Annotated in this window: 19 protein-coding genes, 1 other RNA gene and 2 pseudogenes; 12 read left to right on the top strand and 10 right to left on the bottom strand. The window is 40.8% G+C overall.

Translation table 11 applies throughout. The features are described 5' to 3' along the window. Position 1: 1 nt before the first annotated feature. Genes trxA through C3V43_RS01065 form a run of 3 tightly spaced genes read right to left on the bottom strand, consistent with a single transcriptional unit; the run spans position 2 to position 877 of the window. Positions 2-415, bottom strand: coding sequence for a thioredoxin (gene trxA, locus C3V43_RS01075; RefSeq protein WP_235655873.1), 414 nt, complete (start codon positions 413-415; stop codon positions 2-4). 26 nt (positions 416-441) lie between these two features. Beyond that, entirely contained in the window at positions 442-681 is a 240-nt protein-coding gene (locus tag C3V43_RS01070; RefSeq protein WP_106068236.1) for a hypothetical protein, read from the bottom strand. After that, positions 671-877, bottom strand: coding sequence for a hypothetical protein (locus C3V43_RS01065; RefSeq protein WP_106068235.1), 207 nt, complete (start codon positions 875-877; stop codon positions 671-673). Before C3V43_RS01065 ends, C3V43_RS01070 begins: the two co-directional genes overlap by 11 nt. 133 nt (positions 878-1,010) lie before the next feature. Between C3V43_RS01065 and C3V43_RS01060 the strand changes: the two are divergent. The 9 genes and pseudogenes from C3V43_RS01060 to C3V43_RS01020 all read left to right on the top strand — a co-directional run bounded on the left by C3V43_RS01060 (position 1,011) and on the right by C3V43_RS01020 (position 17,061). Continuing rightward, positions 1,011-1,985: pseudogene (locus C3V43_RS01060) on the top strand (IS982 family transposase). A gap of 50 nt (positions 1,986-2,035) precedes the next feature. After that, the gene (locus C3V43_RS01055; protein WP_106068234.1) at positions 2,036-2,932 is read left to right on the top strand and encodes an IS5 family transposase; all 897 of its coding nucleotides are present in this window, start codon (positions 2,036-2,038) and stop codon (positions 2,930-2,932) included. 147 nt (positions 2,933-3,079) lie between these two features. Further along, entirely contained in the window at positions 3,080-3,805 is a 726-nt protein-coding gene (locus tag C3V43_RS01050) for a UpxY family transcription antiterminator (protein WP_106068233.1), read from the top strand. A gap of 194 nt (positions 3,806-3,999) precedes the next feature. Beyond that, the gene (locus tag C3V43_RS01045; protein ID WP_235655872.1) at positions 4,000-7,116 is read left to right on the top strand and encodes a hypothetical protein; all 3,117 of its coding nucleotides are present in this window, start codon (positions 4,000-4,002) and stop codon (positions 7,114-7,116) included. Positions 7,117-7,119: 3 nt separating this feature from the next. Next, a complete protein-coding gene (locus C3V43_RS01040; protein ID WP_106068231.1) occupies positions 7,120-13,227 on the top strand; it encodes a DEAD/DEAH box helicase in 6,108 nt (2,035 codons plus the stop codon). A gap of 113 nt (positions 13,228-13,340) precedes the next feature. Continuing rightward, a complete protein-coding gene (locus C3V43_RS01035; protein ID WP_106068230.1) occupies positions 13,341-14,909 on the top strand; it encodes an RNA-binding domain-containing protein in 1,569 nt (522 codons plus the stop codon). An 11-nt stretch (positions 14,910-14,920) separates the two neighbouring features. Further along, positions 14,921-15,226 (top strand): helix-turn-helix domain-containing protein, encoded by a 306-nt coding sequence (locus C3V43_RS01030; protein WP_106068229.1) that lies wholly within the window; start codon positions 14,921-14,923, stop codon positions 15,224-15,226. A 197-nt stretch (positions 15,227-15,423) separates the two neighbouring features. Then, positions 15,424-15,820, top strand: a transfer-messenger RNA (tmRNA) gene (gene ssrA / locus C3V43_RS01025). 185 nt (positions 15,821-16,005) lie between these two features. Beyond that, positions 16,006-17,061: an IS5 family transposase gene (locus tag C3V43_RS01020; protein WP_106068228.1), complete on the top strand. Its 1,056-nt coding sequence runs from the start codon at positions 16,006-16,008 to the stop codon at positions 17,059-17,061. Between the two features lie 142 nt (positions 17,062-17,203). Here the strand turns inward: C3V43_RS01020 and C3V43_RS14880 are convergent. Continuing rightward, a pseudogene (locus C3V43_RS14880) lies at positions 17,204-17,715 on the bottom strand (response regulator transcription factor); the annotation flags it as partial. Positions 17,716-17,719: 4 nt separating this feature from the next. Between C3V43_RS14880 and C3V43_RS01005 the strand changes: the two are divergent. The 3 genes from C3V43_RS01005 to C3V43_RS00995 all read left to right on the top strand — a co-directional run bounded on the left by C3V43_RS01005 (position 17,720) and on the right by C3V43_RS00995 (position 20,945). Continuing rightward, complete coding sequence (locus tag C3V43_RS01005; RefSeq protein WP_235655893.1) at positions 17,720-18,367, top strand: chitobiase/beta-hexosaminidase C-terminal domain-containing protein; 648 nt, start codon at positions 17,720-17,722, stop codon at positions 18,365-18,367. Positions 18,368-18,700: 333 nt separating this feature from the next. Next, positions 18,701-19,822 (top strand): lactonase family protein, encoded by a 1,122-nt coding sequence (locus C3V43_RS01000; RefSeq protein ID WP_106068224.1) that lies wholly within the window; start codon positions 18,701-18,703, stop codon positions 19,820-19,822. Between the two features lie 73 nt (positions 19,823-19,895). After that, on the top strand, positions 19,896-20,945 hold the full coding sequence (locus C3V43_RS00995) for a DUF4831 family protein (protein WP_106068223.1): 1,050 nt from the start codon (positions 19,896-19,898) through the stop codon (positions 20,943-20,945). 1 nt (position 20,946) lies between these two features. Here the strand turns inward: C3V43_RS00995 and C3V43_RS00990 are convergent, their stop codons facing one another. From C3V43_RS00990 to C3V43_RS00965, 6 genes are all read right to left on the bottom strand, one after another. Further along, positions 20,947-21,309 (bottom strand): PqqD family protein, encoded by a 363-nt coding sequence (locus tag C3V43_RS00990; RefSeq protein WP_235655871.1) that lies wholly within the window; start codon positions 21,307-21,309, stop codon positions 20,947-20,949. Between the two features lie 4 nt (positions 21,310-21,313). After that, entirely contained in the window at positions 21,314-22,978 is a 1,665-nt protein-coding gene (locus C3V43_RS00985; RefSeq protein WP_106068222.1) for an MFS transporter, read from the bottom strand. Positions 22,979-23,170: 192 nt separating this feature from the next. Further along, a complete protein-coding gene (secG, locus tag C3V43_RS00980) occupies positions 23,171-23,530 on the bottom strand; it encodes a preprotein translocase subunit SecG (RefSeq protein ID WP_106068221.1) in 360 nt (119 codons plus the stop codon). A 4-nt stretch (positions 23,531-23,534) separates the two neighbouring features. Beyond that, the gene (locus tag C3V43_RS00975; RefSeq protein ID WP_106070389.1) at positions 23,535-24,359 is read right to left on the bottom strand and encodes a DUF8458 domain-containing protein; all 825 of its coding nucleotides are present in this window, start codon (positions 24,357-24,359) and stop codon (positions 23,535-23,537) included. Between the two features lie 4 nt (positions 24,360-24,363). Further along, a complete protein-coding gene (locus tag C3V43_RS00970; RefSeq protein ID WP_106068220.1) occupies positions 24,364-24,888 on the bottom strand; it encodes an LptE family protein in 525 nt (174 codons plus the stop codon). Then, positions 24,875-26,125, bottom strand: a complete 1,251-nt coding sequence (locus tag C3V43_RS00965) for a sigma-54 interaction domain-containing protein (protein WP_106068219.1) — start codon at positions 26,123-26,125, stop codon at positions 24,875-24,877. Before C3V43_RS00965 ends, C3V43_RS00970 begins: the two co-directional genes overlap by 14 nt. Between the last annotated feature and the right edge of the window lies 1 nt (position 26,126).

The following is a 26,126-nucleotide window of genomic DNA, read 5'->3' as shown; positions in this document are numbered from 1 at the left end:
ACTATCCCTTTAAATTCTTGCCAGCTTCACCCCCAAGCAACACCTCTTTGATGGCACGTTTAAAGTCAGCCTTCGACATGGCTCCCATAGCCATTTGAGGACTCTCGTTCATCGGGATGAACAAAAGCGAAGGAATAGAACGAATGCCGAAAGCCGCCGATAATTCAGGCTCTTCTTCCGTGTTTATCTTATAAATGTAAATAGAATCGCCATATTCGGCAGCAAGCTCTTCCAGAATAGGAGCCACCATCTTACAAGGGCCGCACCAGTCCGCATAGAAGTCTACAATAGCAGGTTTATCACCCAAATATTTCCACTCGGAGGGATTTGTCTCATAATCCGCCACTCTTCTCAAAAACTCACCTTTTGTCAATTGAATTGTTTTCATCTTATCCTTATTTTTTATATTATTCATTTTCAGTTTCTATAATCACTCATTTTTCATTTCCGATTTCCAGATTGATAAGGCTTTATCACATCTCCATAAACACGCTTCCGACTATTTGCAGTGGGGCAGCCACTTCCTCCGCAAGTGAGGTTCAGGGCAGCTTGCAACAGAAATGCCACAGCCGGTAGAAGAAACACGTAATCGGCCGAATACAAGGCATAAAAGCCAATGCCGATGCCGGCAACCAATCGTACAAGACGTATGGCGTCCCAGCTTTTCAGACTACGACTCATCTTTCGGTGCTTTTTGAAAAGAGTTAAACGCCAATCCTCCCAACAAACCACCCCACATACTACTATAAACAGGCGATGATGTGATCGGACAACTTCCGGTAGAACAGCCTACAAATCTCCAATAGAGATAACCTGCCAATACTCCCAGCAAAATGCCAAGCAGGGTGGGTCGATACTTTTTCCACATTTTTTCCATTCCAGTACAATTTTAACTGATTTATATTCCAATAAAACTATTTTCCATAAGAAAACAAATAAGGAATACAAATGTTTTCCATAAGAACATATTTTTATAAACCTGTTGGCGGAATTAAATTGATAAAAGATTTATGTATAAAAAGTTGTGCATATTGTTGATATTTAGTAAATTAAAGGTGGTCAAACTTTTAATAGACAAATATCGTATGCACAACCTATATGCAATATTCGCAAAATTCCTAAACATATGCAAGCAAGTATCCGGCAATTTAGTCAATGAATCAGGGAATATGCCAAGAAAAGGAGTGGTTCCCAGATTCTCTGACCTTGAAATAGTGGCATTGAACATGACATCAGAGGCTGTCGGTATTGACAGTGAGTCACTGTTGTTTGCAAAGCTACAGGAATATAGAGTTGAAATTCCCAATCTTATATCCCGCTGACAATACAATGACAGACGTAAAATTACTTCTTCCCTATGCAATGCAATCCGGGAAAGAATGGTTTCAGAAATGGATGGTGGCGAAGATTATTTCTGCGTTGATTCGAATCCGATAGAAGTATGTCGTATTGCCCGTTACAAGCGTTGCTGTATGGGAAAGAAGGATTTTGAGAAAGCACCGTCAATCGGATACTGCGCATCACAAGGCATATTTTATTACGGGTATAAACTCCACGCGCTCTGCGGGTTAAGTGGAGTCATCCATTCCTTTGACCTTACCAAGGCAAGTGTGCATGACATTCATTACCTGAAGGATGTAAAGGCGGACTATAGTAATTGCACAGTCATAGGGGACAGAGGATATATAAGTGCTCAAGTACAATTGGATCTTTTTGAAACAGCCAATATCAGATTGGAGGTACCATACAGGTGTAACCGGAAAGAATGGAAGCCTACATTTCCAGCTTTTGCCAAAGCGAGAAAAAGAATCGAAACCCTATTCTCGCAACTGTGTGACCAGTTTATGATTATGAGGAATTATGCGAAAGATACAGACGGATTGTTTGCCCGGATTGTCGGGAAGATTAGCGCACTTACAATCCTCCAATATATTAACTACAAAAACAATAAACCCATTGGCAGAGTTAAATATGCGCTATTTTAATTCCGCCAACGGGTTTTTATAAGAAGAAGTGATTTAAACTAATTGATCAAATGATAAACAACGTACTAATAGCTAAAATTGTTATATTATGGGTGAGCAAACTCATTCATAACAACATCCCCATGTACGCTGTGTTGGACAAAGATACAATAAAAAGTGAAATATTGCCTCATTTATGTGTGGCCAAACGTGGTTTCGTAACTCAAAGTAGTCTTGTTGAAATCGTAAATGCCATTCTTTATAAACTGAAAACAGGGTGTCAGTGGAAATATTTACCTGTAGATTCCCTGTTCAGTGACAAGGTTCTGACCTATGGTGCGGTATTCCATCATTATAACAAATGGAGTAAAAAAGGTGAATGGAAGTCTCTTTGGCTTCATCTTTTGAATAAGCACCGTACAAAGTTTGATATGTCAAGTGTAGACCTTGACGGAAGTCATACGGTAGCTATGCGTGGTGGAGAGGAGGTTGGTTATCAGGGTAGAAAAAAGCGCAAGACAACCAACGCTCTTTATATTACAGACCGGCAAGGCATACCGGTTATCATGTCTTCGCCTAAAAGCGGCGAACATCATGATACTCATGACATAAAAAACGTAATCCGCTCCATGATACATGACCTTGGGATTGCAAAAGTCAGAACAGATGGTCTTTTCTTGAATGCGGATGCCGGATTTGACTGTAAAGCTCTTCGAAGTGTACTTGGCTGTCATGGAGTAGTCGCCAATATCTGCATCAATAAAAGAAACGGGACTCCCAATAATACCGTTGTGGACGAACTGTTGTATGCTGAACGTTATGCTATTGAGAGGACCAATGCATGGATGGACAGTTACAGGACTGTTTTAAATCGATTTGAAACAACGGTTAGGAATTGGGAATCATGGAACTATATTGCATTTATGGTAATTCTGCTAAGGAAATATTTGAGAAAAAGAAAAGTTTAAATCACTTCAAATTTAAAAACTCCACAACACAAATATTTTCCTTGTTTTCTTTTTTTAATCTTGTTTAGTTTTCATATTTTTGTAGTCAAATTATGACAATTCTATCAAGAATAAGTCTATTGGTTTTAATCTAACCTCTGAACAACATTGGAAGATACTACCAACCTGTCTCCAAAGGCAGACGCTTCATTGTATAATGGGCAGCCATCCGACACTGGCTTTTCGTGTCCAAGTGCAGGACTTACCTCCCGCACACCCTCCATTTCTGATGATGTCAGGAATGGGGTGTCGGTAGAGAATGTGCCTGACGGAAACAAGCAATGGTTCGTACTAAGGGTTTCGTATGGACGCATTGACAAAGCAAAGACCTTTGTTGAGGCTAAAGGACTCGAATGTTATGTTCCTTTGCGATATAAAGAGGTAAGTAAGCAAGGCAAAAAACGAATCATCACCGAACCACTCCTCCCCTCCTTAATATTCGTCCATGCATCAGCAGAACAAGTTGAAACTTTGCTCCACGACAACAAGGTTGTGGCAAATGAAAACAGACCGTTGCTCAGTTACTACTTTGACCATACCATCCATCTTCAAAACAATCCCGACCGCAATCCACCGTTAACAATCCGAGATGAAGCCATGAACAACTTCATCCGCCTCACCTCCATCAAGAATCCGCATATCATTCCCGTCACTTCTAACAACATACAGTTTAAACTTGGTGATAACGTTGTTGTAACAGAAGGTGAATTCAAGGGTGTTCATGGCAGAGTGGCGAGGATTGCAGGACAACAACGCGTGATAGTAGAGCTGTTTGATGGATGCTTGGTGGCTACGGCGTATGTGCCGAAGGAGGCGATGAGGATATACAATTGAAGTTTATTTTAAAATAATTTTTCAACTTGTCATTTTAAACGAGACACCAACAATATTCATGTCTTATCGAACTCACATTAAATACAATAAATCTCATGTATAGGGACTATTTAGCATACAATCATACTGCATTATTTCAAATATTGCAAGCTCGCAATTTGCAAGACATAGAAGAAAACATGCCATTATGGAAGTTGAAACTGACAGGAGAAGAGTATGATTCTCTTAAACAAACCTTAGTCGAAAATTACTTTGACTTGGAAGAATATGGTATGGAAGCCGCTCTCTGTTATGCAGAATGGTGGAGAAGAGATTACCGTGGAAACATTCCATCTAAAGAAAGCGTTGCCATGGGGATTGGTATAGAAATCGGAAGAAGTGAAGAACTGTATATTGCTGCTCGTAAAGCCTTAAAGCGACATGGTTATTCATTTATCCACACAAGCCATGGAACCCAATATTTTCGGACACTCCTTAATCAAGGAGGTCTGCCTGTCAACTACATTAAGAAGAGTGAGAACCTTGGAAGTTTTACACTTTTTCTAAAAGGATTAGTTTGCGAATTGTCTTCTATAAATTACGATTGGAACTCTGAAGATTTTTCGGTTGTTGATCAATTGAATTGTACTTCATATTTAGGAAAGACCTTTAAGAACGAAAACATATATGATGTAGCTATGCAAATAGCACATGCCATAGTAATGGGTGACAATTCTCTCTTGCCTTATGATGACACAGACTCATCTCTTGCTGCGTTGACTCAAGCATTAAAAAAAGAATATTCAAGGGCAAAGAATGATCACAGGACACATCCTTTTTCTCTTCATTGGAAATTGTATACATCTGATGATGGAACAGGTACTCTGTACGTTAACATGGATATTGTAAAAGATGTGTCATCTTTGTCAATACCAGGATTAAACTTTTCCACATGCTATTCGTTTGACGTTTTTGTTGCAGGTATACTTGTCGGTAAATATGTAAGAAAAGGTTTGGAAAGAGACGAGGATGGCAATGTTTTATATGCAATATACACCCGTATTACAGTCGGATTGGGACAGGATATAAAATGGAATGGAGAGCCTGTTGTTGAGGTCAAAGTGAGATGTGACAATGATGATAGAATCTTTATGACTATAGCGGGATGCTACCCTCCTAACTTTGATTATCCTCAAATTTTTCAGATGCTTGAGGACAATCAGTATCGTTTTGGCGAAACTGCAAACACAGAACATAATATTGCGATATTTACACAGAACTGGAAAGTGGAAGGGGCTAAGCCGATAGTTATTTGTGGAAAAGAATTATATTGCCACGATTTTACGAAAGATCTGGTATTGTATGAAGAACAAACTAACGAGTGTGTAAAATTAACCAATACTTTTACTCCATATATAGCCGAATTTTCAGACAACTACATTTCATGGGTAGAAGAATCCAACTTTAAACTGTTGTCCAAAATACCTATTGTCCGTGTATATGACAAAGAAAGAAAACGTGTGCCTAATTGCATGGTAAAATATAGATTTAGAAATGAATGCAACACCGTTTGGCACAAGCTCAATACATCATGTGTATTTCCATGTGGTGTAGTTGATATTTGCGTAGATTTTCCTGACGGACATTCGACAACTGAAAGTTTCTATTCAATCGGTAATCTCAAATTCAATTCTGATAACGAAGACGTATTCTCGACTGATATTATCTGTTTATGTGACAATTCTATGTTCCCAGAGATGGAGTTAGATAACAACATTGAAATCAACAGACTTCTTGAGAATAAATGGAGAATTTCTCGTAGCAAAGATGCTACAATTTGTCCAACTGTGTGTAAATTCAAATTATATAAAGCTAGCAATCCTGTATTACGAATCTCTGTTGCAATACCATTTGATGGGATATCCATTACTGACATACAAGGAAATATTGTGCCCAATGGGAAAATTATATCACTTACGAATCTCACAAGCTTTAGTGTTGTAAGTCATGGTGGGTTTGGTAAAAAAAGACATGTTGACGTATCATATGTATCAGATAAAATAGACGATTATGACAAACTAATACACTTAAAAAGTAACGTTGTTGATGGACTTATCTCTCTTGCAGATTACACAAACCTAATTATGCGAATGTTCTATCTATATGGAGAAAATAGTTTTGATCGCTCAAGTTCTGTTGCTCTAAATATTTCTTATACCAAATTATTTATCAGAAAATTTGTATTAGACTCAACTCTTGAAAATGGAAGAATACGCATCATTGACAACACAGAAGAAGACACAACCGACTTTATCTATGATGACGATATATATGCTTTCCCCGTTGGGGACGACTTACCTTTGAACGAATTCAATGTGATTAAGTTGGAACACGTTAATAATTCCGACAACAAATTCTCGTTTCCAGAAGACTTTACTCAAAAAGAAGTTGTTGTCTTCTCTAGTCCAAAAGCCACAAGAAGAATAGTCCCGAAATATTACAATAGATTGGAATATGACTATGACAAAGATGAAAGAACTACACAATCTGTAATAAATACTAGGAAGTGGCATGACGATCTGAACGATGAAAATGTTATGACAGGCAAGCATTGGCAAGAAGTATGTAAAGCATTTGATATTTGTAGCCGTTATTATTTGCCATTTACCACTTATAATGGATTGAAAACAATTAGCCGTGAGCCTATGCTGTTGGCTAAGTTCGTAATAGCCATGTGGCTCAATGAGTATAAAGATATATTGACTCAAGATGTTGATAGATTTGAGCAAGAGATGGTTATAGCCTTTCATTGGATTCCTGCAGAAATATGGGAAACATGCATTTGTGATCTTATGCAAAATATACCTGAAACTTTGGTGTCTATGATTTCTGAAAAATTACCGACGCTTGTCAATCTACTGCAAGACATTTTTGATGCGACCATGTCCACAGAGATTGCACAAAAGTTTGCTGCATACCTCATTTCTGGAAGCATAGAAAAAGGCAACTCTTTTACAATTTCTGATATAAACAACTATTGCACAAGAATTCATGGATTGTCAGATAATAACAAAGACTTGCCTATTTTAAATTTCAACCTCACAGACAAATATTATAATAATAGACAAAGATTATTGCCTTATTATCGAGTGATGATAGAGTCTGCGATGTGTGCTGCCGAAAATACATGTAATAAACAAGGGGGCATTAATCTTTTTTCTCATGAAAATAAAGAGTATGCTAGAATCGTAAACTTTTATAGAAAATATTTCAAGGAAACTTATAGTGATATTTTCTTTAAGACAATAAGATACATAACAGCTTCAAAATAAAATATGAATTACGCAAAATTCTATACATCCGCCGAAAAAACGCTCGTAGATTCTTTAGTTTCTATATGGTTCAGGGGAAAGGCTAAAGAACAAACTTATATGCGCTATATTCTCTCAAAAGAAGAACCTTTGATGGCTGAGCCTGTTTTCCAGTCTATCTTCCCATGGGAAAGCAGCAAGGAAACATTTGGCGATCACGCTTCTAAATTGAAGATACTATCGACCTCATTTGTAGAGGCACTTAGTAATGAAGGTGTTGACGAAGAGCAACGATTCCCTATTGATCGTCACCCATATAAACATCAAACAAAGAGTTGGAAAACGATGTTATCGGGTGAAGACAAGACCATAGTTGTTACTTCTGGTACTGGTTCTGGTAAGACAGAATGCTTCATGATACCTGTACTTCAGGATATCGCAAATAGGAATGAAAAAAATTGTGTGCAAGCAATCTTTCTCTATCCGCTCAATGCCTTAATGAAAAGTCAACAGAAACGTATACACGCCTGGTGTAATGCTCTGCCCAATAAAATTACCTATGCAATTTATAACGGCGATACAGAGAAATCAAAAAAGAATAAAAATTTCACAGAACAATATTACCCACAGTTGATAACACGTCCGCAGATTCGTGAAACACCACCACAAATACTCTTCACAAACCCAACAATGCTCAATTATATGTTGGTGCGTTCTGAAGATAAAGAAATATTGGAGAAATCGCAGGGTAAATTGAAATGGATTTTACTTGATGAAGCTCACACCTATACAGGTTCGTCAGCAGCAGAATTATCATTGCAATTGCGCCGTGTATTGAATGCTTTCGGTGTAACAATTGATCAAGTAAACTTCGCTGTTACATCTGCAACAATAGGTGATGAAAAAGATCCTAATGCAGATATAAAACTAAAAACATTTGTCTCTCAACTTACTGGCAAGCCAATAGACCGTATTGTTATTATAGGAGGAAAACGTATTATTCCTGAAATAGACAATGATAAGGCACAAAAGGCATTAGACAAACTAAACATACATTTTGGTACAAATGCAACAATTTCTGATATAGAAAGACTACGGAAAAGACTAAACACCAATCCTGTTCTATCAACAAAGGAGATAATAAAACAAATTGCACCAATCTTCAATAAAGATGTTGTCAAGTCGCTTGAAATCATAGATACACTAGGAGAAAAAATAGACGGGCTTGATAAGAATAATGGTATATCCGCAGCATTGTTACCTACAAGAATCCATTATTTTATCAGATCGATCAATGGGGTTTATGCTTGTGTAAATCCGGAATGTAACAGACACAAGAAGATTCGACTAGGCATTGGAAGTTTGACGACTTACCAAAATAACAATTGTCCTGTATGCAAATCACAAATGCTGGAAGTTGCAACATGTCCATCATGTGGAGGACTTATTGTCGTTGGTGAAACCAGTACGTCAAAAGGTTTTAGAATGCATATAAATGCTATCGATTTGGACAATAATATTTTCTTTGACACCGAGGAAAACCTTATAGAATCAGAAGAAGTCATAGATGACCACATAAGTACAGAACATGAACAAGATGGATTCACGCCATTTTATTTTGGCAAGCCTGATGCTCCATGTTTGAGACATCACACTCGCGAGGACAAACATGTGTTTAATCATGTCTTGAAGAAAATTGAAATTGCTAAAGACGATTCAGATAATAAAATAGTATATAAGTCTTTACGACATTCTGAGAACAATGGTGACCTATGTCCCTATTGTGGAAACAGCCTTGGACATCTTAACTATTTAAGAGCAAGTGCTACACAAATGGGACGTATTCTTGCAACTATTATTCTTGATAATGCGGAAGGAACAAATAAAAACGATTCTGAAGTTCTGTATGATGGTAAAAAATATATCACTTTTACTGATAACCGACAAGGCTCTGCCCGTAATGCTATGGGATTGAATCAAGACGTTGAACGTGCTTGGATTCGCTCTGCTATTTTTCATAAGATGGCTGATATGAGACTTGACAAAATAGAACCGTCAGGATTAACTCAGCAAGAAGAAGAAACATATGAATATCTAAAGAAAATGCCCAAAGGATCATTGCCTCCAATGCTTCAATCTGAATTGGAAAGGATGGAAGCAAAGAAATCTGGCAGCAGTACTATCCCAAAAGCACCTGAGGTTTCTTGGAGCGAAGTAAGTAGGACTTTGGAAAACAACACTGATTTTAGAAAACTTTATAAGCATCTTAATGAGGCACGTGGCTTTAGAGGTAACGAAAATACGACTGCGTATCTTAAAGCGTTGTTGATTGATCAATTTGGATGGATTCCTAAACGAGCAAACTCTTTAGAGACTATGGGATTTGTAAGAATGTCATATCCTGCCCTAAAAAAAGCCAAATGCCCTGAGCTACTTTTGCCTATAGGATGCAAAGACTCAGACTGGCAAGATTTTTTAAAAATTAGTTTAGACTATGTGATTAGGGGTGGCAGACACTATATGGTATCAGGAGAGAACAAACCTTTCCTTACTCAAAATACCTACATGACAGAGATATATCCAAAGAATTCGGATAAACGTGTTAAGGGAAATCCAGTTAGCAAATGGCCAGTGGTTAAAGTAACTGTTGGAGGAAAGGTCATGGACGACCAACATCGGCTGGTTCTTCTCCTATGTGCAGCTCTTGGATATAACAATACAGATGACTTCAATGAAGAAAAAGTAGCTATTATTAATAGCATTCTTGATAAAGCATGGGGATTTTTGACATCTAACGTCCTTGAACTTGTTGACAATGACGGAAAGGGGTATATGCTTGACTTAATTGGAGACAAGGTAAAACTACAATTAATGGATATAGGATATTTATGCCCTGTAGATAATGTTGTAATTGATACTACTTTTCGTGGTTATAGTCCTCGAATGAATGGATACATCGGAAAGAACAACTTTGACCGTTTCAAAGTTGTAACCAAATTAGATTATCCATATTTCCCTTTCAAATCATCAGAAATAAAAGAAGATATATTAAAAGAATGGATAGAAAAAGAACTGTTGTCACAAAAAGATAATGGAGTGTTTACAGACTTACACGAAAGGGTGTATGCACAAAAACCGATCTTCATATCTGCTGAACATTCAGCTCAACAATCTCGAGAAGATTTGGATAAATATGAGAAGGAATTTAACGAGGGACATTTGAATGTTTTATCATGTTCAACAACAATGGAAATGGGTGTAGACATTGGAGGCATAAGCGAAGTTGTCATGAATAATGTACCTCCCAAATCAGCCAATTATCTACAGCGTGCAGGTAGAGCAGGTCGCAGAAATGAATCAAAAGCATTGGCGCTAACTTTTTGCGCACCAAATCCTATAGGAACAAATACATGGCAACATCCTGACTATCCGATAACACATATCACCGAGACTCCAATGTTGAAATTGGAAAGTCGACAATTGATACAACGCCATATTAACGCTCTAGTATTTGCTGACTTTGTTTCGCAAAAAGGTGGAATTAAGGTTACAGCACATCTTATAGATTTTTTCATATCTACGGATGATTTTACTTTTTATGATATGTTCATCAATCATATTGATGCCATTATTTCAGGACAAAGAATAATTCTTGATGAACCCTACAAAAGTCTTGTTCGTGGTACCGCATTGAATAACATCCCGTTAGGAGATGCTGTCTTCACTACTAAAAAAGATATTATATCTGTACATGAGATATTCCAAGCTCGTATGGATAACCTTAATAAATCAATAAAAATAATAGAAGAAGAAAATGGAAGCTGTGCTGCATTAAGATCCATCCAACATCAAATAGATAATTTTCTGAAAACATCTCTCTTGACATATCTTGCAGAAAATTCATTCCTGCCAAGTGCTGGTATTCCTACTGGTCTTGTAGAATGCTTACTGAATACAAGAAACGAAGCTAGTTACCCCACTATGCACTTAAGTCAAGCAATTTCTGCATATGCACCAGGAAAACAGGTAGTAAAGAATGAATGGGTATACGAACCTGCAGGCATCTTAATGAAAAATATGTATGATGACTCTACAGTAAGATACGTTATACAAAATTGCAACCATTGTGGATATACCACTATTAATCATGGTAGTGCTATGAATGATTGTCCCAGATGTGGTGCAAAAGATTCAATGCATGGCATAAAAGGTATGAGTCTTTCTACAGAACAAAGATTTACAGAAGTTGTTGAACCTGCTGCTTTTAGTGTTGCTTTTGGAGCTAAGCCAACGCGAAAAGTCAACACACAAGGAGCAATGAATCTCATTCAGCCAGTACTCCTTGAAATGAATCCATGGCAAGAGAGAAATTCTTCTGCAAAAATGATTGTACGGTGCTCAACAACAACATCAGAAATATTATTCTTTAATCGAGGTCGAAGTGGATTTGGCTTTGCCTTTTGTCCTTATTGTGGAAGAATGGTATCTGAATCAGAGCCAGATATTTCAAAGAAAGCTCTTTCTGGACATAAACATCTGTCGACAGGTCTTCCTTGTCCTGGTGGCGAAATGAATGGCAAAAACATCAGAAGACATGTCCTTCTTGTAGGTCGTTACCAGACAGATTTCGTTGAGGTAAAGTTCTATAAATCAAACAACACTCTTGAAATAGATGCAGAAACTTTATATTCACTGGGGGTCATTCTAAGCAGAAAACTTACAGAATTGTTAGGAATCAACGATGGAGAAATTGATTTTGGATACGATGGTTCAAATCACTCTATATTCATTTATGATACAGCATTGGGAGGAGCTGGCTATTCTCTTCTGTTCAGAGAATATAAAGATATCGTACTTGACAAAGCTTATAAAACTCTGTCAGATTGTTCTTGTGAACGTGCTTGCACAAAATGTCTCATAGACAGAAAATCCCAGTGGTATCTAAACTATTTGAATCGCCAAAAGGCATTAGAATGGTTGGAAATGGAGCGTAAATCAAGAATTGCCCCAAGGAATATTATAGACTTGGTTCCGAATGCATCTACTATCACGACAGACTTTTCCACGGAATTCTACCAACTCATTAGGAATAAAAACGTTTCTACAATAAAGATATGTGTTGACAATGAATATTCTAATTGGCAAGTTGACGAATTTCCATATAAGAAGTTAATTGGAGAACTTACATTATCAGGAGTTGATGTGTCTTTTGTTACAGACAAGGCAATTGATATAAATAGTTGTTCAATACAGGTAAAGTCAATATTAACAGCTGCATTATTTAAACACAAGTTCCAATACAGCAATGGAACATTACCACCTAACTTAAGACCTTTAATGACTGTTGTATTCAACGATGGAAGGATGAAGACTTATTTTGGAGAAAATATTGACAACTCCTTGTCTGCCTCTTGGGGAAATGGTGATGTCTTCTCTACAATGAGTGATTTCAATCTGAAATTCTTCGACATTAACCAGTCGGACATATTAAAGCAAATGGCAAATGCCAATGGAACAGTAATGTTTGATACCAGAATTATGGAGGATTGCTATATATACAACCTGCTAGACAAACTCATTGAACCACATAAAGATAAATGGGAACAATTCATTCCGTTGATAAAAGGTAAAAATGTATCATTGGATTATTCCGATAGGTATTTGTCTACTCCCCTTGGTTGTATGCTGTTATCACATTTCATAAAAGAACTCCAACAAAGATTGGATGTTACAATCAAAAACATCTGCATTTCGGTAAAAGCATTGTATAAAGACAAAGGTGACATGCACGAGACAAACATCAATAGCGACTATAAGTGTAACGAGGCTAGAAATAAGTTCTTGAAAGATGCTATATCAGAATTGGTTGGAATAACTCCACTTATTAATAATAATGGCTACATTGAACATGAGCGTTGTATGACAATCAAATCTATTGATGCAGAACTATGTATTAGGCCAGATGCAGGTATCGCACACGGTTGGGTACCTTTTGGACATGACTTTTCAGAATGCACGGATGAAGATTTTCGCTATAACTGGGATTTAAACATTCGCCTTTATAACCAAAAGCAAAATTTCTCTGGAATTTTATATACTATTTCGTTTGATAAGCATACATCGAACAGATAATCATCCTATTTTTATAGATTCATGCCATTTGTTTTAGACATGGGCAGCTTATTCACATGGTTATAAATAATAAAAATCCGAAGAACTTATTTAAAATACAACAAGCGTAAGTTATGGCACTCGCAATAAACATAAACGATCTGCTCAACAAGCAGAAGATTGAATCCAACCGCATTGAGTTTAAGAAAGGTTGGAATCCTGGGAGCATATATCACAGTATATGTGCTTTCGCTAATGATTTCGATGACCTTGGTGGTGGATATATCATCGTTGGTGTAGATACCGACGATAAGACAGGTATGGCAATTCGTCCTGTAGAAGGGGTGCCAATTGAAAAGATTGATGGCATCTTGCAGGAGATGGTTGCGTACAATAACAAGATGGCTCCATACTATTTGCCTCGTACCTCCGTGGAAGAGGTGGACGGCAAACAAGTAATTGTAATTTGGTGTCCAGCAGGTAGTTATCGCCCTTATTCCGTACCAGTAAATGTTACAGCAAAAGGCACAAAGGAGTTTTTCTACATCCGTAGTGGGACAAGCAGCATAGAGGCAAGAGGTGAAGTGCTCGTTGAACTGCGAGAGTTGGCCAACCGTATGCCTTTTGACGAACGAGGAAATAGCGACATTCAGTTGGAAGACATCTCATTGGTACTTCTTCGTGATTATCTTGTCAAAGTGGGTAGCAAGTTGGCTGATGAGGTGATAACAACCCCGCTTGCTACGATTCTTGACCAAATGGAACTATACACTGGCCCGAAAGAGAATCGTTTGCTTCGTAACGTGGCAGCCATGATGTTCTGCGAGAACCCAAACAAGTTCTTCCCATACACTCAGATTGATGTGGTGACATTCCCTAACGGAAAGATGAAAGACCCCAACAATTTTACCGAAGTAACATTCAAGGGCAGTGTTCCGCAGATGATAAAGCAGACAATGGATTACATCAAGAGCAATGTACTCAAAGAGCATGTGCGTAAAGTGTCGGGCAGACAGGAAGCAGAACGCTTTTGGAACTATCCATACGATGCTATTGAAGAAGCTGTCGTAAACTCCGTATATCATAGAGATTTCTTACAGCATGAACCAATAGAGATAACCATTGAACCGAGCGGAATATCTATACTCAACTGTCCTGGACCAGATAGAAGTATCTCCAAAGAAGATATTGCAAAAGGCGATATGCTGAAAAGCCGTCGCTACCGAAATCGAAGGTTAGGCGACTTCTTGAAAGGACTCGACCTTACAGAAGGTCGCTCAACCGGTGTTCCAACAATTCAAGCGAAACTGGCAGAGAACGGGTCGCCACGCGCCATCTTTGAAACGACAGATGATCGCTTGACTTTCTTGGTTACTATTCCGATACATGAAGAATGTTCAGATAGTTCGGAAACAAAGTCGGAAAGTTCGGGAACTCAACTCAAAAGTTCGGGAACTAAGCCAGAAAGTTCGGGAACTCAACTTAAAAGTTCGGGAACACGTCAGAAAACATCTGACAAAATTATAGAAATGATAAAGAAAGATCCCCAAATAACCGCTCCACAAATTGCAATGGAGTTGGGTATCTCTACACGAGGAGTTGAAAAGAACCTACGTCAACTAAGAGAAACTGGTACTCTAAAAAGAGTTGGTTCACCCACTTTTGGTGGCTGTTGGGAAATCATAAATTTGGACAACGACTAAAATAGTAGGATATGTTATTCGGAAACAAGATAAGAACACTTAGAGACGAGCAAGGCGTATTGCAGCGCCAGTTGGCTGCATACTTAGAAATAGACACGCCCATGTTCAGCAAGATTGAGCGTGGGGACAGACGAGCAAAGCGTAGTCAGGTGATAATGTTGGCAGAATACTTTCATGTGGATGAAAAGGAAATGCTAACATTGTGGCTTGCTGACAAGATATTGGATGCGCTTGAGGGGGAAAATGAATTGGGACTTGATGCCATTGAAACCGCAAAATCAAAGTTGACGGATATCCTCCCTAAAGTATCGCGCTAAAAAAGTTGTCCACACATTGTCCACACGCATGCAAAATATTGGCGTTTTATTTTGCGGTTTCATGCATTTGTACTAATTTTGCAATAGGAAATCGCTTGAAATGGGGATAATAATCAAGGATTTATGTCCACACATTGTCCACACGATGGGGTTTCTTAGTACGCAAAGCACTGAATTTCAGTGTGGTACAACATCTCGGGGTTGACTGGATTTGACAGCGGGCAGAAATGGTAAGTAAGCATGCAGTGCGTCGTTGATTTGCACTTAAATCTCAGTCTTCAAAATTTTATCTGGCGAAACTAATTACGCTCTTGCTGCTTAATCGAATCATAGTAGATTAGCTTAATCCCGGCACAAGGTGCCGGGACGAGACATTACTCGGAAGCTGTTGCTCCGAAGCATTCCGGTTCAGTGGTGCAGTCACATCGGGGATAGTTCGTGCCAGCCTCGTGGCGCGAATGAAAATTTAGAGGATAAGACTGCGATTGATGGCTTTGGTTCTGTCGCAGCACGAAAACCCAGGCAAAGATAAGCATGTAGAAAGCTTATGATTTCCTCGTTTGGACGAGGGTTCGATTCCCTCCAGCTCCACAAATGAAATGAAGGTGTGTTAAAGGACAACTTTAAGATTGGCTTTCAAGCACGGATTTTACGGATTCACGGACAACATCAAAGTTCGTGTCCCTCGTAAAGTCCGTGCTTGTATCATATATGGAGACCTCTGCAAAACTCATTGTTCAAGATTTGTTCATTTCATCATATTTTTGTAGCTTTATAGTATGAAACAACGTCCTTCTTCTCCGAGTTTTGCTGACCTAATAGTTGGTCATCGTAAGGTTAAACAGACCTTTTTCTTTCAAATCAATCAGATAATCGACTGGAATCCCATTCGTGGACTTATTGAAATTGCTTACACCAAAGGCAACCGTCCCACCGGTCGTCCAAGCTATGACAGCCTTGTGTTGTTCAAGACCGAACTTCTTCGTACATGGTATGGCTTGAGTGACGGCGAGGTCGAAGAGCAGGTAAATGACCGTCTGTCCTTCAGTCGCTTTGTCGGTTTAGGCTTGGGTGACTGCGCTCCAGATAGTACAACTGTATGCCGTTTCCGTAACATTTTGGTTGAAGCCGACCTTTACGACAATGTGCTGCAAGAGATAAATCGCCAGTTAGAGTTGGCTGGTGTTTTGGTTAAGCGTGGTGCTATCGTTGATGCAAGTATCACGGATAGTCCCCGTCGGCCTCGCGGCCGTAAGGAATACGAAGTAGTTGAGGATCGCAATGAGGAATCAGGCGGGGATGTAGCAGAAAACGCAGTGGTTAAAGAGATCGTTAAGCCCAATGTTGATGGTGAAGCACGTTGGGTAAAGAAGATGGGGAAGCTACACTTCGGTTACAAGCGACATTCGGTTACAGATGAGAACGGTTTGGTGATAGCCGAGGAAACCACACCGGCTAACGAAAGTGACATCAAACATTTGGAAAAGCCATTAGAAAAAGCTAAACTTCCACAAGGTACACCTGTTTATGCCGACAAGGGTTATGATTCTACAGCAAACAGGGATGTACTTAAACGTATGAAGCTCAAGAGTCGTATCATGTACAAAGGAGTAAGGGGACGTAAGCTAACGGAAAGAGAGCAGCGTGTTAATGTAGCAATCAGCAAGACACGGTACAAAGTGGAACGTACCTTTGGATCTATTCACAGATGGTTTCATGGTGGGATAGCCAGATATGTAGGTTTAGCTAAGACTCACGCACAACACATCATGGAGGCTATTGCCTACAATTTATATCGAACTCCAGGGATAATTGTGGCTAATTCTCTCAAATAAGGGGAGAGTATGAGATGAAATAGAGCATATACAGCCTAAAAATCAAAAATAGAGACTGCAGGTGAGCCAATATTGCTCAAAAACAAGAATGATAGAGAATGGGGTAAGGTTTTGCAGAGGTCTCATATGATGCAAATCTCTTTCACTGCCTTATCTTTTTCTTATATTGTGTCGGCGTCTCTCCCGTATATTGTTTGAAAGCAGTACTGAAATAAGAAGAGGTGGTGAAGCCCACTTTCTCGGCAATGTCGGAAAATATCATGTCAGTAGAGTGGATTAACAGTATAGCCCTTTCCATCCGGAATTTATTAATATACTCATTGGCGCTCATATCTGTCAGCACTTTCAGTTTATTGTAGAGAGAAGCGCGACTCATTCCCATCTCTTTTTATAGCCGTCTTTCTGGCTTTGCTCATCGTGGCGGGCAGTAAGCAATATGACCGGAATGTGACTGACATCAACATTCTTCTTGATCTCCATACAAAGTTGATAGCCGTTCATGCGTGGCATCATCACATCGCTCACAATGACGCCGGGCACATGTGTCTTCATTAATTGCAGGGCCTCTACACCATCAGCAGCCGTAATGACCTGTTTGAAAAACTCTTTCAGTGATTTCTTCAAGAAGTCTGTCATGTCCGGATGGTCATCTACCGACATGGTTTATACCACAGATGGTACCGAACCAACAGCCCGATCAGCCCGTTATGAAAGCCCCATCAGCTTCAGTACAAACGGAACACTGAAAATCGCCACTTTACTGCCTTCGGGCAAGTTGAGTAGAGTGCGCACTATCCTCATTGAGAAACAGACACCGATGCCTGCCATCAGAGCCGAAAATCTAAAACAAGGACTGACTGTCGAAATGACTTACGGCTACTATCTCAATATAAATGAACTGAATGCTTCCGCTAAAACTCCCGATGTCATAAAAGAAATAAAGCAACTCAACGAATTGACTTCCCAAGAGAAGTATGACGAGTCGATGCGCAGTGTCAAGCAATATGCTGCCGTGGGCACCGGTTTCCTGGAAATTCCCGCCGATGGGGTCTATTTCCTTTCGTCCGACTTAGAAGAAGTCTGGTTAGACGATAAGCTACTAATAAACAATAGTGGTGAAGTTAAACGCCATTCTCGTAAAGACACCTCTATTGCTTTAGCCAAAGGCCTTCATAAACTAAAAACCGTATTTCTGGGACATATTATTGGCGGATGGCCTTCCAACTGGAACGATGGAAGCATAAAGCTTCGCCGAAGCGATGAGGCTGAGCTCAAACCGGTAACAGGAAATATGCTGTGGCATTAAGCAATATATGGCAGTACAATGTATGCATATAGAAAGCCTCTTGAATCCATAGAATAAAATCGTTTGCTGTAAACAGTAAACTTGTTCGAAGCTTGGATAATTCTCTGTTCGTGCCGTGCGTTTTTGTATCCGCACGGCGCGGACAGACATCCGCAACGTGCGAACGTATAACCGCGCACTGCGAACAAAGATTCAAGCATAAAAAGTGAAGAGAGTATCGTAAGTTGAAATACCGCGCATTTGCATTTGTCACTTTAAATGCCTAATATTGCGTGCTTATCGGTCATTACACAGACCGATGGGATATTTTCCTCATTTTTTAACAGCTTCTGCATGAAAACATTTCTTTTTTGTATGCTCGGATTAAGCATCTCTGCTTGTACGCCAAAGAAGGCAAGCAATAATCAAGACGAACTCGCCATGCTGGTAGGAACTTATACCAATGGAACAAGCAAAGGAATTTATACCTTTCGCTTCAACCAAGAAACGGGCATGGCCACTCCTCTCGACTCCATAGGGTTAGCCAATCCCTCCTACCTCACTCCATCCGAAGATGGGAAGCTGGTCTATGCCGTAAGCGAAATGAACGACGGCACAGCCGCCCTCAACACCCTCTCTTTCGATAAAGAAACGGGAAGCATGTGCCTGCTGAACACGGAACTCACGCTGGGAGGTGATCCCTGCTATGTGGCTGCAAATGGAAGCAAGGTAGTGACAGCCAACTATAGTGGTGGAAACATGTCCGTATTCTCCTTACGTAAAAATGGAACAGCAACTCCTATAGACACTCTCTTTGAAGGTACTGCCACAGGTCCCGACACCATACGCCAAAACACCCCACACATCCATTGTGCTGTCTTCTCGCCGGATGGAAAATATATCTTTGCCACCGACTTCAGCTCCGATCGCATCCTGCGTTTTGTTCTGCACCCCAATGCGGCCACTCCTCATCCCTCAATGGAAACAACTGACATTGAAGCTGACTCAGGGCCACGTCATCTGACTTTCAGCCCCAACGGTAAATATGCTTATCTCATCACCGAGTTGTCAGGCAAAGTCATAGCCTTCAGCTACGACGATGGCCGTCTTAATCAGATACAAACCATCACCGCCGATACATTGGCCGCCCGCGGAAGCGCAGACATACACCTCAGTCCGGACGGCAAATATCTCTATGCCAGCAATCGCCTGAAGGGAGACGGCATTGCCATATTCTCCGTTAATCCCCAAAATGGGAACTTAGCCAAAGTCGGGTATCAGCAAACAGGCATCCACCCACGTAACTTTAACATCACTCCTAATGGAAAGTTTCTGCTCGTTGCCTGCCGTGACAGCAATATCATTCAAGTGTTTCAACGTGACGAGCACACCGGGTTGCTGAGCGACATCCACCGGGATATCACATTGGACAAACCCGTATGCATACAATTCACCAATTCAGTTAATAATCCCTAAACCACGTCCGGACAACGATATCTTGATTAACTTTGTTCTCAAACAAGGTTTATCCAAACGAACGTATGCATTTATGAAGAAAAATATATTGATATTATCTGCCCTGCTACTGACCACTACTTCCATGGCTCAAACAGAAGTTACAACCGGTGTAATGCGTGGAAAAGATTACGGAGTGACCTATCTGTTGCCCAAAACGGAAATAGAAATTGTATTACAAACCACCAAACACAGCTATACTCCTGGAGAGTTTTGCAGATATGCCGACCGCTACCTCCGTCTCAACAACGTATCTGCCGAACCGGAAACATATTGGACATTGGACAAAGTGGAAAGCCGTGTAATCGGCCTACCGGACAAGGACAACGTGTATTTCGTCAAGATGAAAGACAAAACCGTGGCTCCTCTCATGGAGCTCACAGAAGACGGTATTGTCCGCTCCATCAACATTCCTTTCAGCGGCCGACAAAATACCAAGACACCTGAAGCGACGACTTCCGAAAGCAGCATTGACCCACGTAGTTTCCTGACGGAAGAAATTCTGATGTCAAATTCCACAGCCAAAATGGCCGAATTGGTAGCCAAAGAGATTTACAGCATACGCGAGAGCAAAAATGCCCTGCTGCGTGGCGAAGCAGACAATATGCCAAAGGACGGTGCCCAACTCAAACTCATGCTTGATAACCTGAATCAGCAAGAACGTGCTATGACAGAGATGTTCTCAGGTAAAGTGGAAAAGGAGTCCAAAACGTTTGTTATCCGCCTAACGCCCGAAGAAATGCAAAACGTAGTTGCTTTCCGCTTTTCCAAGAAGTTGGGCGTAGTAGCCGACACCGATTTAGCCGGTGAACCGTATTACCTCACGATTGCCGACCTCAAAACACCGGATATCTCTGCAACCGAAGAAAGCAAAAAGAAGGTAGATGGCATAGCCTACAACCTCCCGGGAAAAGCACAGCTAACCCTTGTATACAACAATAAAAAACTGCTTGACGAATCACTTCCTGTTACCCAATTCGGCACAGTAGAGTATCTTGCACCCGTATTGTTCAATAAAAATTCAACGATCAAAGTGCTGTTCGACACAGCAACAGGGGGACTAATAAAAGTAGATAGGGAGTAATTCAGGACTTGACTGTTAATCGGATAAAACCGTCCTTACGCAACTGCATCACATAGGCAGTGACACGCGTAGCATAGTTGCTTTCATCTTTAAAATGTCCGGCAAGCAGGGAAACAATTTTACTTACAGAGTGCTTTCCATCTATCAGTTGCCAAACGGCTGTTCCATGCTCTTCGAGTGTCACACGAATATTGGGCGACATACCTTTCGACAACAAAAATCGACACACCCATCTGTATTTAAACCGAGGATAGGTGAGCACAGCACACTCACCTTCCCACTCGGTCATTATATGTTCGCAGCGCACCGGAACAGCATCTAACAGACTAATCTTTCCTTGAGACGCTCTATATTCATCTGCCACAGGTTTATTCTTTAATATTAGGCTCTTCCAATCCAAGGCCCTTCTTTCTATCTACCACTTTCAGAACAAAACCCAGCACCAAAGCGGCAACACCCAAACATGCCAACATCACCAACGGAACTGTATAATCATACGACACAGCTGCTTCTTCAAGCGTAATCAGTCCATTCTTCAAGTCCTCCACCAACTGTGGATTGGTTTTGTCAAGCACCTTACCTATCAACAATGGGAAAAGCCACAAACCAATATTCTGAATCCAGAAAATCAATGCATACGCACTCCCTATAATCTTAGCATCAACCAGCTTGGGCACACTGGGCCACAAGGAAGCCGGCACCAGCGAGAAACTGGCTCCAAGTACAAGAATCGTGAGATAAGCTATGAATATGCCGCCCACTGCATTGTCCTTGAACAACGGTAGTACAAACGCAAAGGTCAGATGGCATAAAATCAGCAATACAGAGCCTATCACGAGCATGGAAGCAGCCTTACCTTTATGGTCTACGTAATTACCCAATATCGGTGTGATGCCGACAGCCAACAAAGGAAATACGGCAAACACCGTTTCAGCACTCTGACGCATATAGCCCATGTAGCAGAACAACACCAATGCCACACCTGCCACCACCAGCAGGCCATACTTCATGTTGGCCTTCTTGGAGAAATTACTTGCAAAAGCCGCCGCTGCCACCACCAGCATGATGCCATACTGAATAATAGTTACAGTATTGGTAGCCCAAAAAGATTCAGGAGAAACCTCCGTGAATACCAAATTACATTGCAACATGTTCACCGCATATTTCTGGAAAGGGAAAATGGCAGAATAATAAAGCACACACAAAAGAGCCACCACCCAGAAGCCTCCGCTGGAAAGAATTTTTCCAAGATCACTGATTTTAAACGGGTCATCCTTTTCTTCCGCCTCACCGGTCTGCTCATCGAGCTTCTTGTCCATAAAGAAATAGACAATAAACATGATGAGTGCAATGAACAACAAGACAACACCGAATGCCACTGAGCGCGATACATCTATCACCCCACCCAACTTGGCAAACATAGGAGAGAATATCATACAGGTGGCCACACCCAAACGGGCAAGCGCCATCTCCGAACCCATGGCAAGCGCCATTTCGCGCCCTTTAAACCATTTTACAATACCGCGTGAAACAGTGATTCCGGCCATTTCCACACCGCAGCCGAAAATCATGAAACCCACTGCGGCAAACTTGGCCGATGCAGGCATACCCTTATAGAAAGGCGAGATTCCCAACTCATCAAAACCGGGAATATAATTCAGATTGTTATTAAACCAAGCTTCAAGTCCGCTTCCCTGAAAAGCCTCAGTCACGGCATACCAGTTGATAGTAGCGCCAACCAGCATCACCACTCCCGAAAGCAATGCCGTAAAACGCACCCCCATCTTATCGAGGATAATACCGGCAAAAATAAGAAAAAAGACAAATACATTGAGGAAAGTTTCAGACCCTTGCATCGTACCGAATGCGGTAGAATCCCATCCGCAAGTAGATTGCATCAAGTCCTTGATGGGTGATAAGATGTCCATAAAGATGTATGAACAAAACATGGCGAAAGCCAAAAACAATAATACCATCCAGCGCATTCCTGCAGAATCGCGCAATGTCTGATGAATTTTGTCCGTAGTAGTCATTTTTCTTGTATTGCTATAAAGTTAATAATTAAAAGCTCCGGATTACCCCTCTTTATAAAAGAGGGCGCGAATTACACGGCATTCACGAACTTATTTCTCTATCCGTGCTGTCCTGTGCAATCCGCGTCCCGCAAAAAGAGAGTGCACCGTTCAGACACACCCTCTTATATAAAGAATGTAAAATTCCTATTATCAGTTAGCCGCAGAATCGGTTTCAGCAGCAGGAGTTTCCGCTTGCGGAGCTGCCGTACCCACGGGCATATTATAAGGATTTGTTTTCTCTTCTTGCTGTGCCTGTTCCATAATAACATCGCCACCTTTACCGGAAGAAGAAGGTATTGTGTATGCAGATACAATACTGAAAACTACCATTGCGCATGCTAATGCCCAAGTTGCCTTTTCCAAAAAGTCGGTAGTTTTGCGCACACCCATAATCTGATTGGATGATGAGAAGCCTGATGCCAGACCACCTCCTTTAGAGTTTTGAATCAACACAATGAAACACATCAAAACCGATGCTATCAGCATAAAGATAATTAATAATAAGTACATTTTGTTATTTCGATTTAGCGTTAATAATCAATTTTTCCAAAAATCTAATTTGGTCTGCAAAGTAAGCATTTTTTTTTGGATAATTCAAACTTAATTTTTTAATAATTTCGAGTGCTTTGTCATATCTCTGCTGTTTGATATAGATTTTAGCCAAGGTTTCTGTAAAACAGCTGTCATCCAGTTCGTCTGTTACAGGAGTCGTTTTCCTCTTCTCCTCTTCATCAAAAAAATCCCCATTTTCACCCGAAGCCACTCCTACATCACCCGCTGTCTCTTCATCGCCCTGAGAAAGGGATTGCACCTCAAGCAGAGGTATAGTTTCCGACTCACTCTTACGAATAAAGCCATCTATCAGTTCATGCCCGCGTAAAGGAGGTACTTCAATTTCTTTTTCCAAATGTTCTTCAGAGGATTCGTCCTCCTCAATCAGGTAAGCAGTATAGTCCATGGCATAATCCAACTCAGAACTCTGAGAGTGCTCTTCGGGGATAGTGGCCAGGAAAGCATCGATCAAAGAAAGAGTACGATCCACGCTCGGTTCTGTCTCCAGCTCCTCGGAAAAGACAGAAGAGATCTTGCCAGGTTTCAAAGAAAAACGTTCACCCTCTATGAGATAGAACAATGCACGCCGGTCTGCCACATACAATACAGACTTGCGTAATTCTGCCCCAAAGCTGATGTCATGTAGCAAATAAAGATTTTTCAGATACAGCAAACGGAGTGACTGGAAATAAGGATAACGGGCTACCAATGTGCGAAGTTCGTACAAAGTATCCTTGTTTAATGTATCAGGATGCTCAATCCATTTTTGTAAATGAGTAAAGGTCATCATTCTACCAATTAGCTACAGTCGCATTGAAGATTTGTTCCGTAATATCTTTCACCATCACAGCAATCAACTGATCCTGCACCTCTGTGAGTAATCGCGAAGAATCGTATGTCTGAAAAGCCGAAAACTGTTGCTCGAAGTCTTCTTCATGATTTGTATTATTGACATAACGCACATTGACCGTCAGCGTCACTTTCACCTTCGATGAGTAGCCACTGGCATCCACAGCTTCATTGTATTGGTTATAACCCACTATTTCGCCGTCTATATCAAGATCACCGCCGGAGTTGACCAATTTCAAACGAGTCTGCTGTATAAACATGTCTTTCATTTTCTGGTTAAACTCCGTAGCCAAAGGTGCATATACATATTCTGCCCGATTCTGAAAATCGGCAATGGAAATCGATTTCACCCTTGTATAATCGATGGAGCTAATGGGCGCAAGGCCAAACTTCATCTGACAGGAATTTACCAGTAACAACAAGCTTATCAACAATGCGGCAGACGCCATTTTCTTAATCCAATCCATACTCTTTTATCTTTCTGTATAAGGTCCGCTCGGAAATATTCAAGTCCTGAGCTGCACTTTTACGCTTCCCACGGTGCCTTTCAAGCGCCTTGCGTATCATTTCTTTCTCCACTTCATCCAACGAAAGCGTCTCTTCCACATACTCTTCCGTGTCCAGAATGTCGTCATCTATCGAAGTCATGGGTTTCACCGAGGGATGTATGATAGTAGGCACAACGGATGCTACCGGAGGAACCACAGCCGAAGGAGCCGACGTATAGTAAGCAGAAGCAGAAGCGACGGAGTTAGGCATCGTTCCACGTTCGGCCATGATATCATGCACCAACTTCTTCAATTCGGTCACATCCTGACGCATATCAAACAGCACCTGATAAAGAATTTCCCTCTCACTGCCAAAGCCCTTGTTCTCTCTCACTCCGAACAAAGCAGGCAGACGTTGTATATTGTTTTGCTCGGGCAGATAGCCTTTCAAGATGGCTGCATTGATTTCACGATTGGTTTCAATGATCGAGATTTGCTCGGTAATATTCTTTAACTGACGCACATTTCCTGGCCATGGATATGTCAGTAACATCTGCTTACCATCTTCCGTCAACTGAATGGCAGGCATACGATACTTCTCCGCAAAATCCGAAGCAAACTTGCGGAAGAGCAGTACTACATCTTCGCCACGCTCGCGCAACGGTGGAACTTGAACAGGAACTGTATTCAAGCGATAATATAAATCTTCACGAAAACGCCCTTCGGCAATGGCTTGCACCAGGTTCACATTGGTAGCGGCAACTATCCGCACATCCGTTTTCTCCACTTTAGAGGATCCTACCTTAATGAACTCTCCACTCTCGAGCACACGCAACAAACGAGCTTGGGTAGGCAAAGGCAACTCTCCTACTTCGTCAAGGAATATCGTCCCGCCGTTGGCCTCTCCGAAATACCCCTTTCTCTCTCCAATGGCACCGGTAAAAGCACCCTTCTCATGCCCGAACAGTTCGGAGTCAATCGTTCCTTCCGGAATGGCACCACAGTTCACAGCAATGTATTGCCCATGCTTACGCCGGCTGTATTGATGGATAATCTGCGGAAAACTTTCCTTTCCCACTCCACTCTCTCCAGTAATCAATACAGACAAGTCGGTAGGCGCCACTTGGATGGCGATGTCGATGGCACGCATCAGCACTTCGTTATTGCCAATGATACCAAAACGTAATTTCACTTGTTGTATCTCTGCTTTCGTCATT

This window comes from Prevotella heparinolytica (assembly GCF_002998535.1).
In the GTDB taxonomy this organism is placed as follows: domain Bacteria; phylum Bacteroidota; class Bacteroidia; order Bacteroidales; family Bacteroidaceae; genus Bacteroides; species Bacteroides heparinolyticus.
This window is presented reverse-complemented; position numbering and strand designations above follow the sequence as displayed.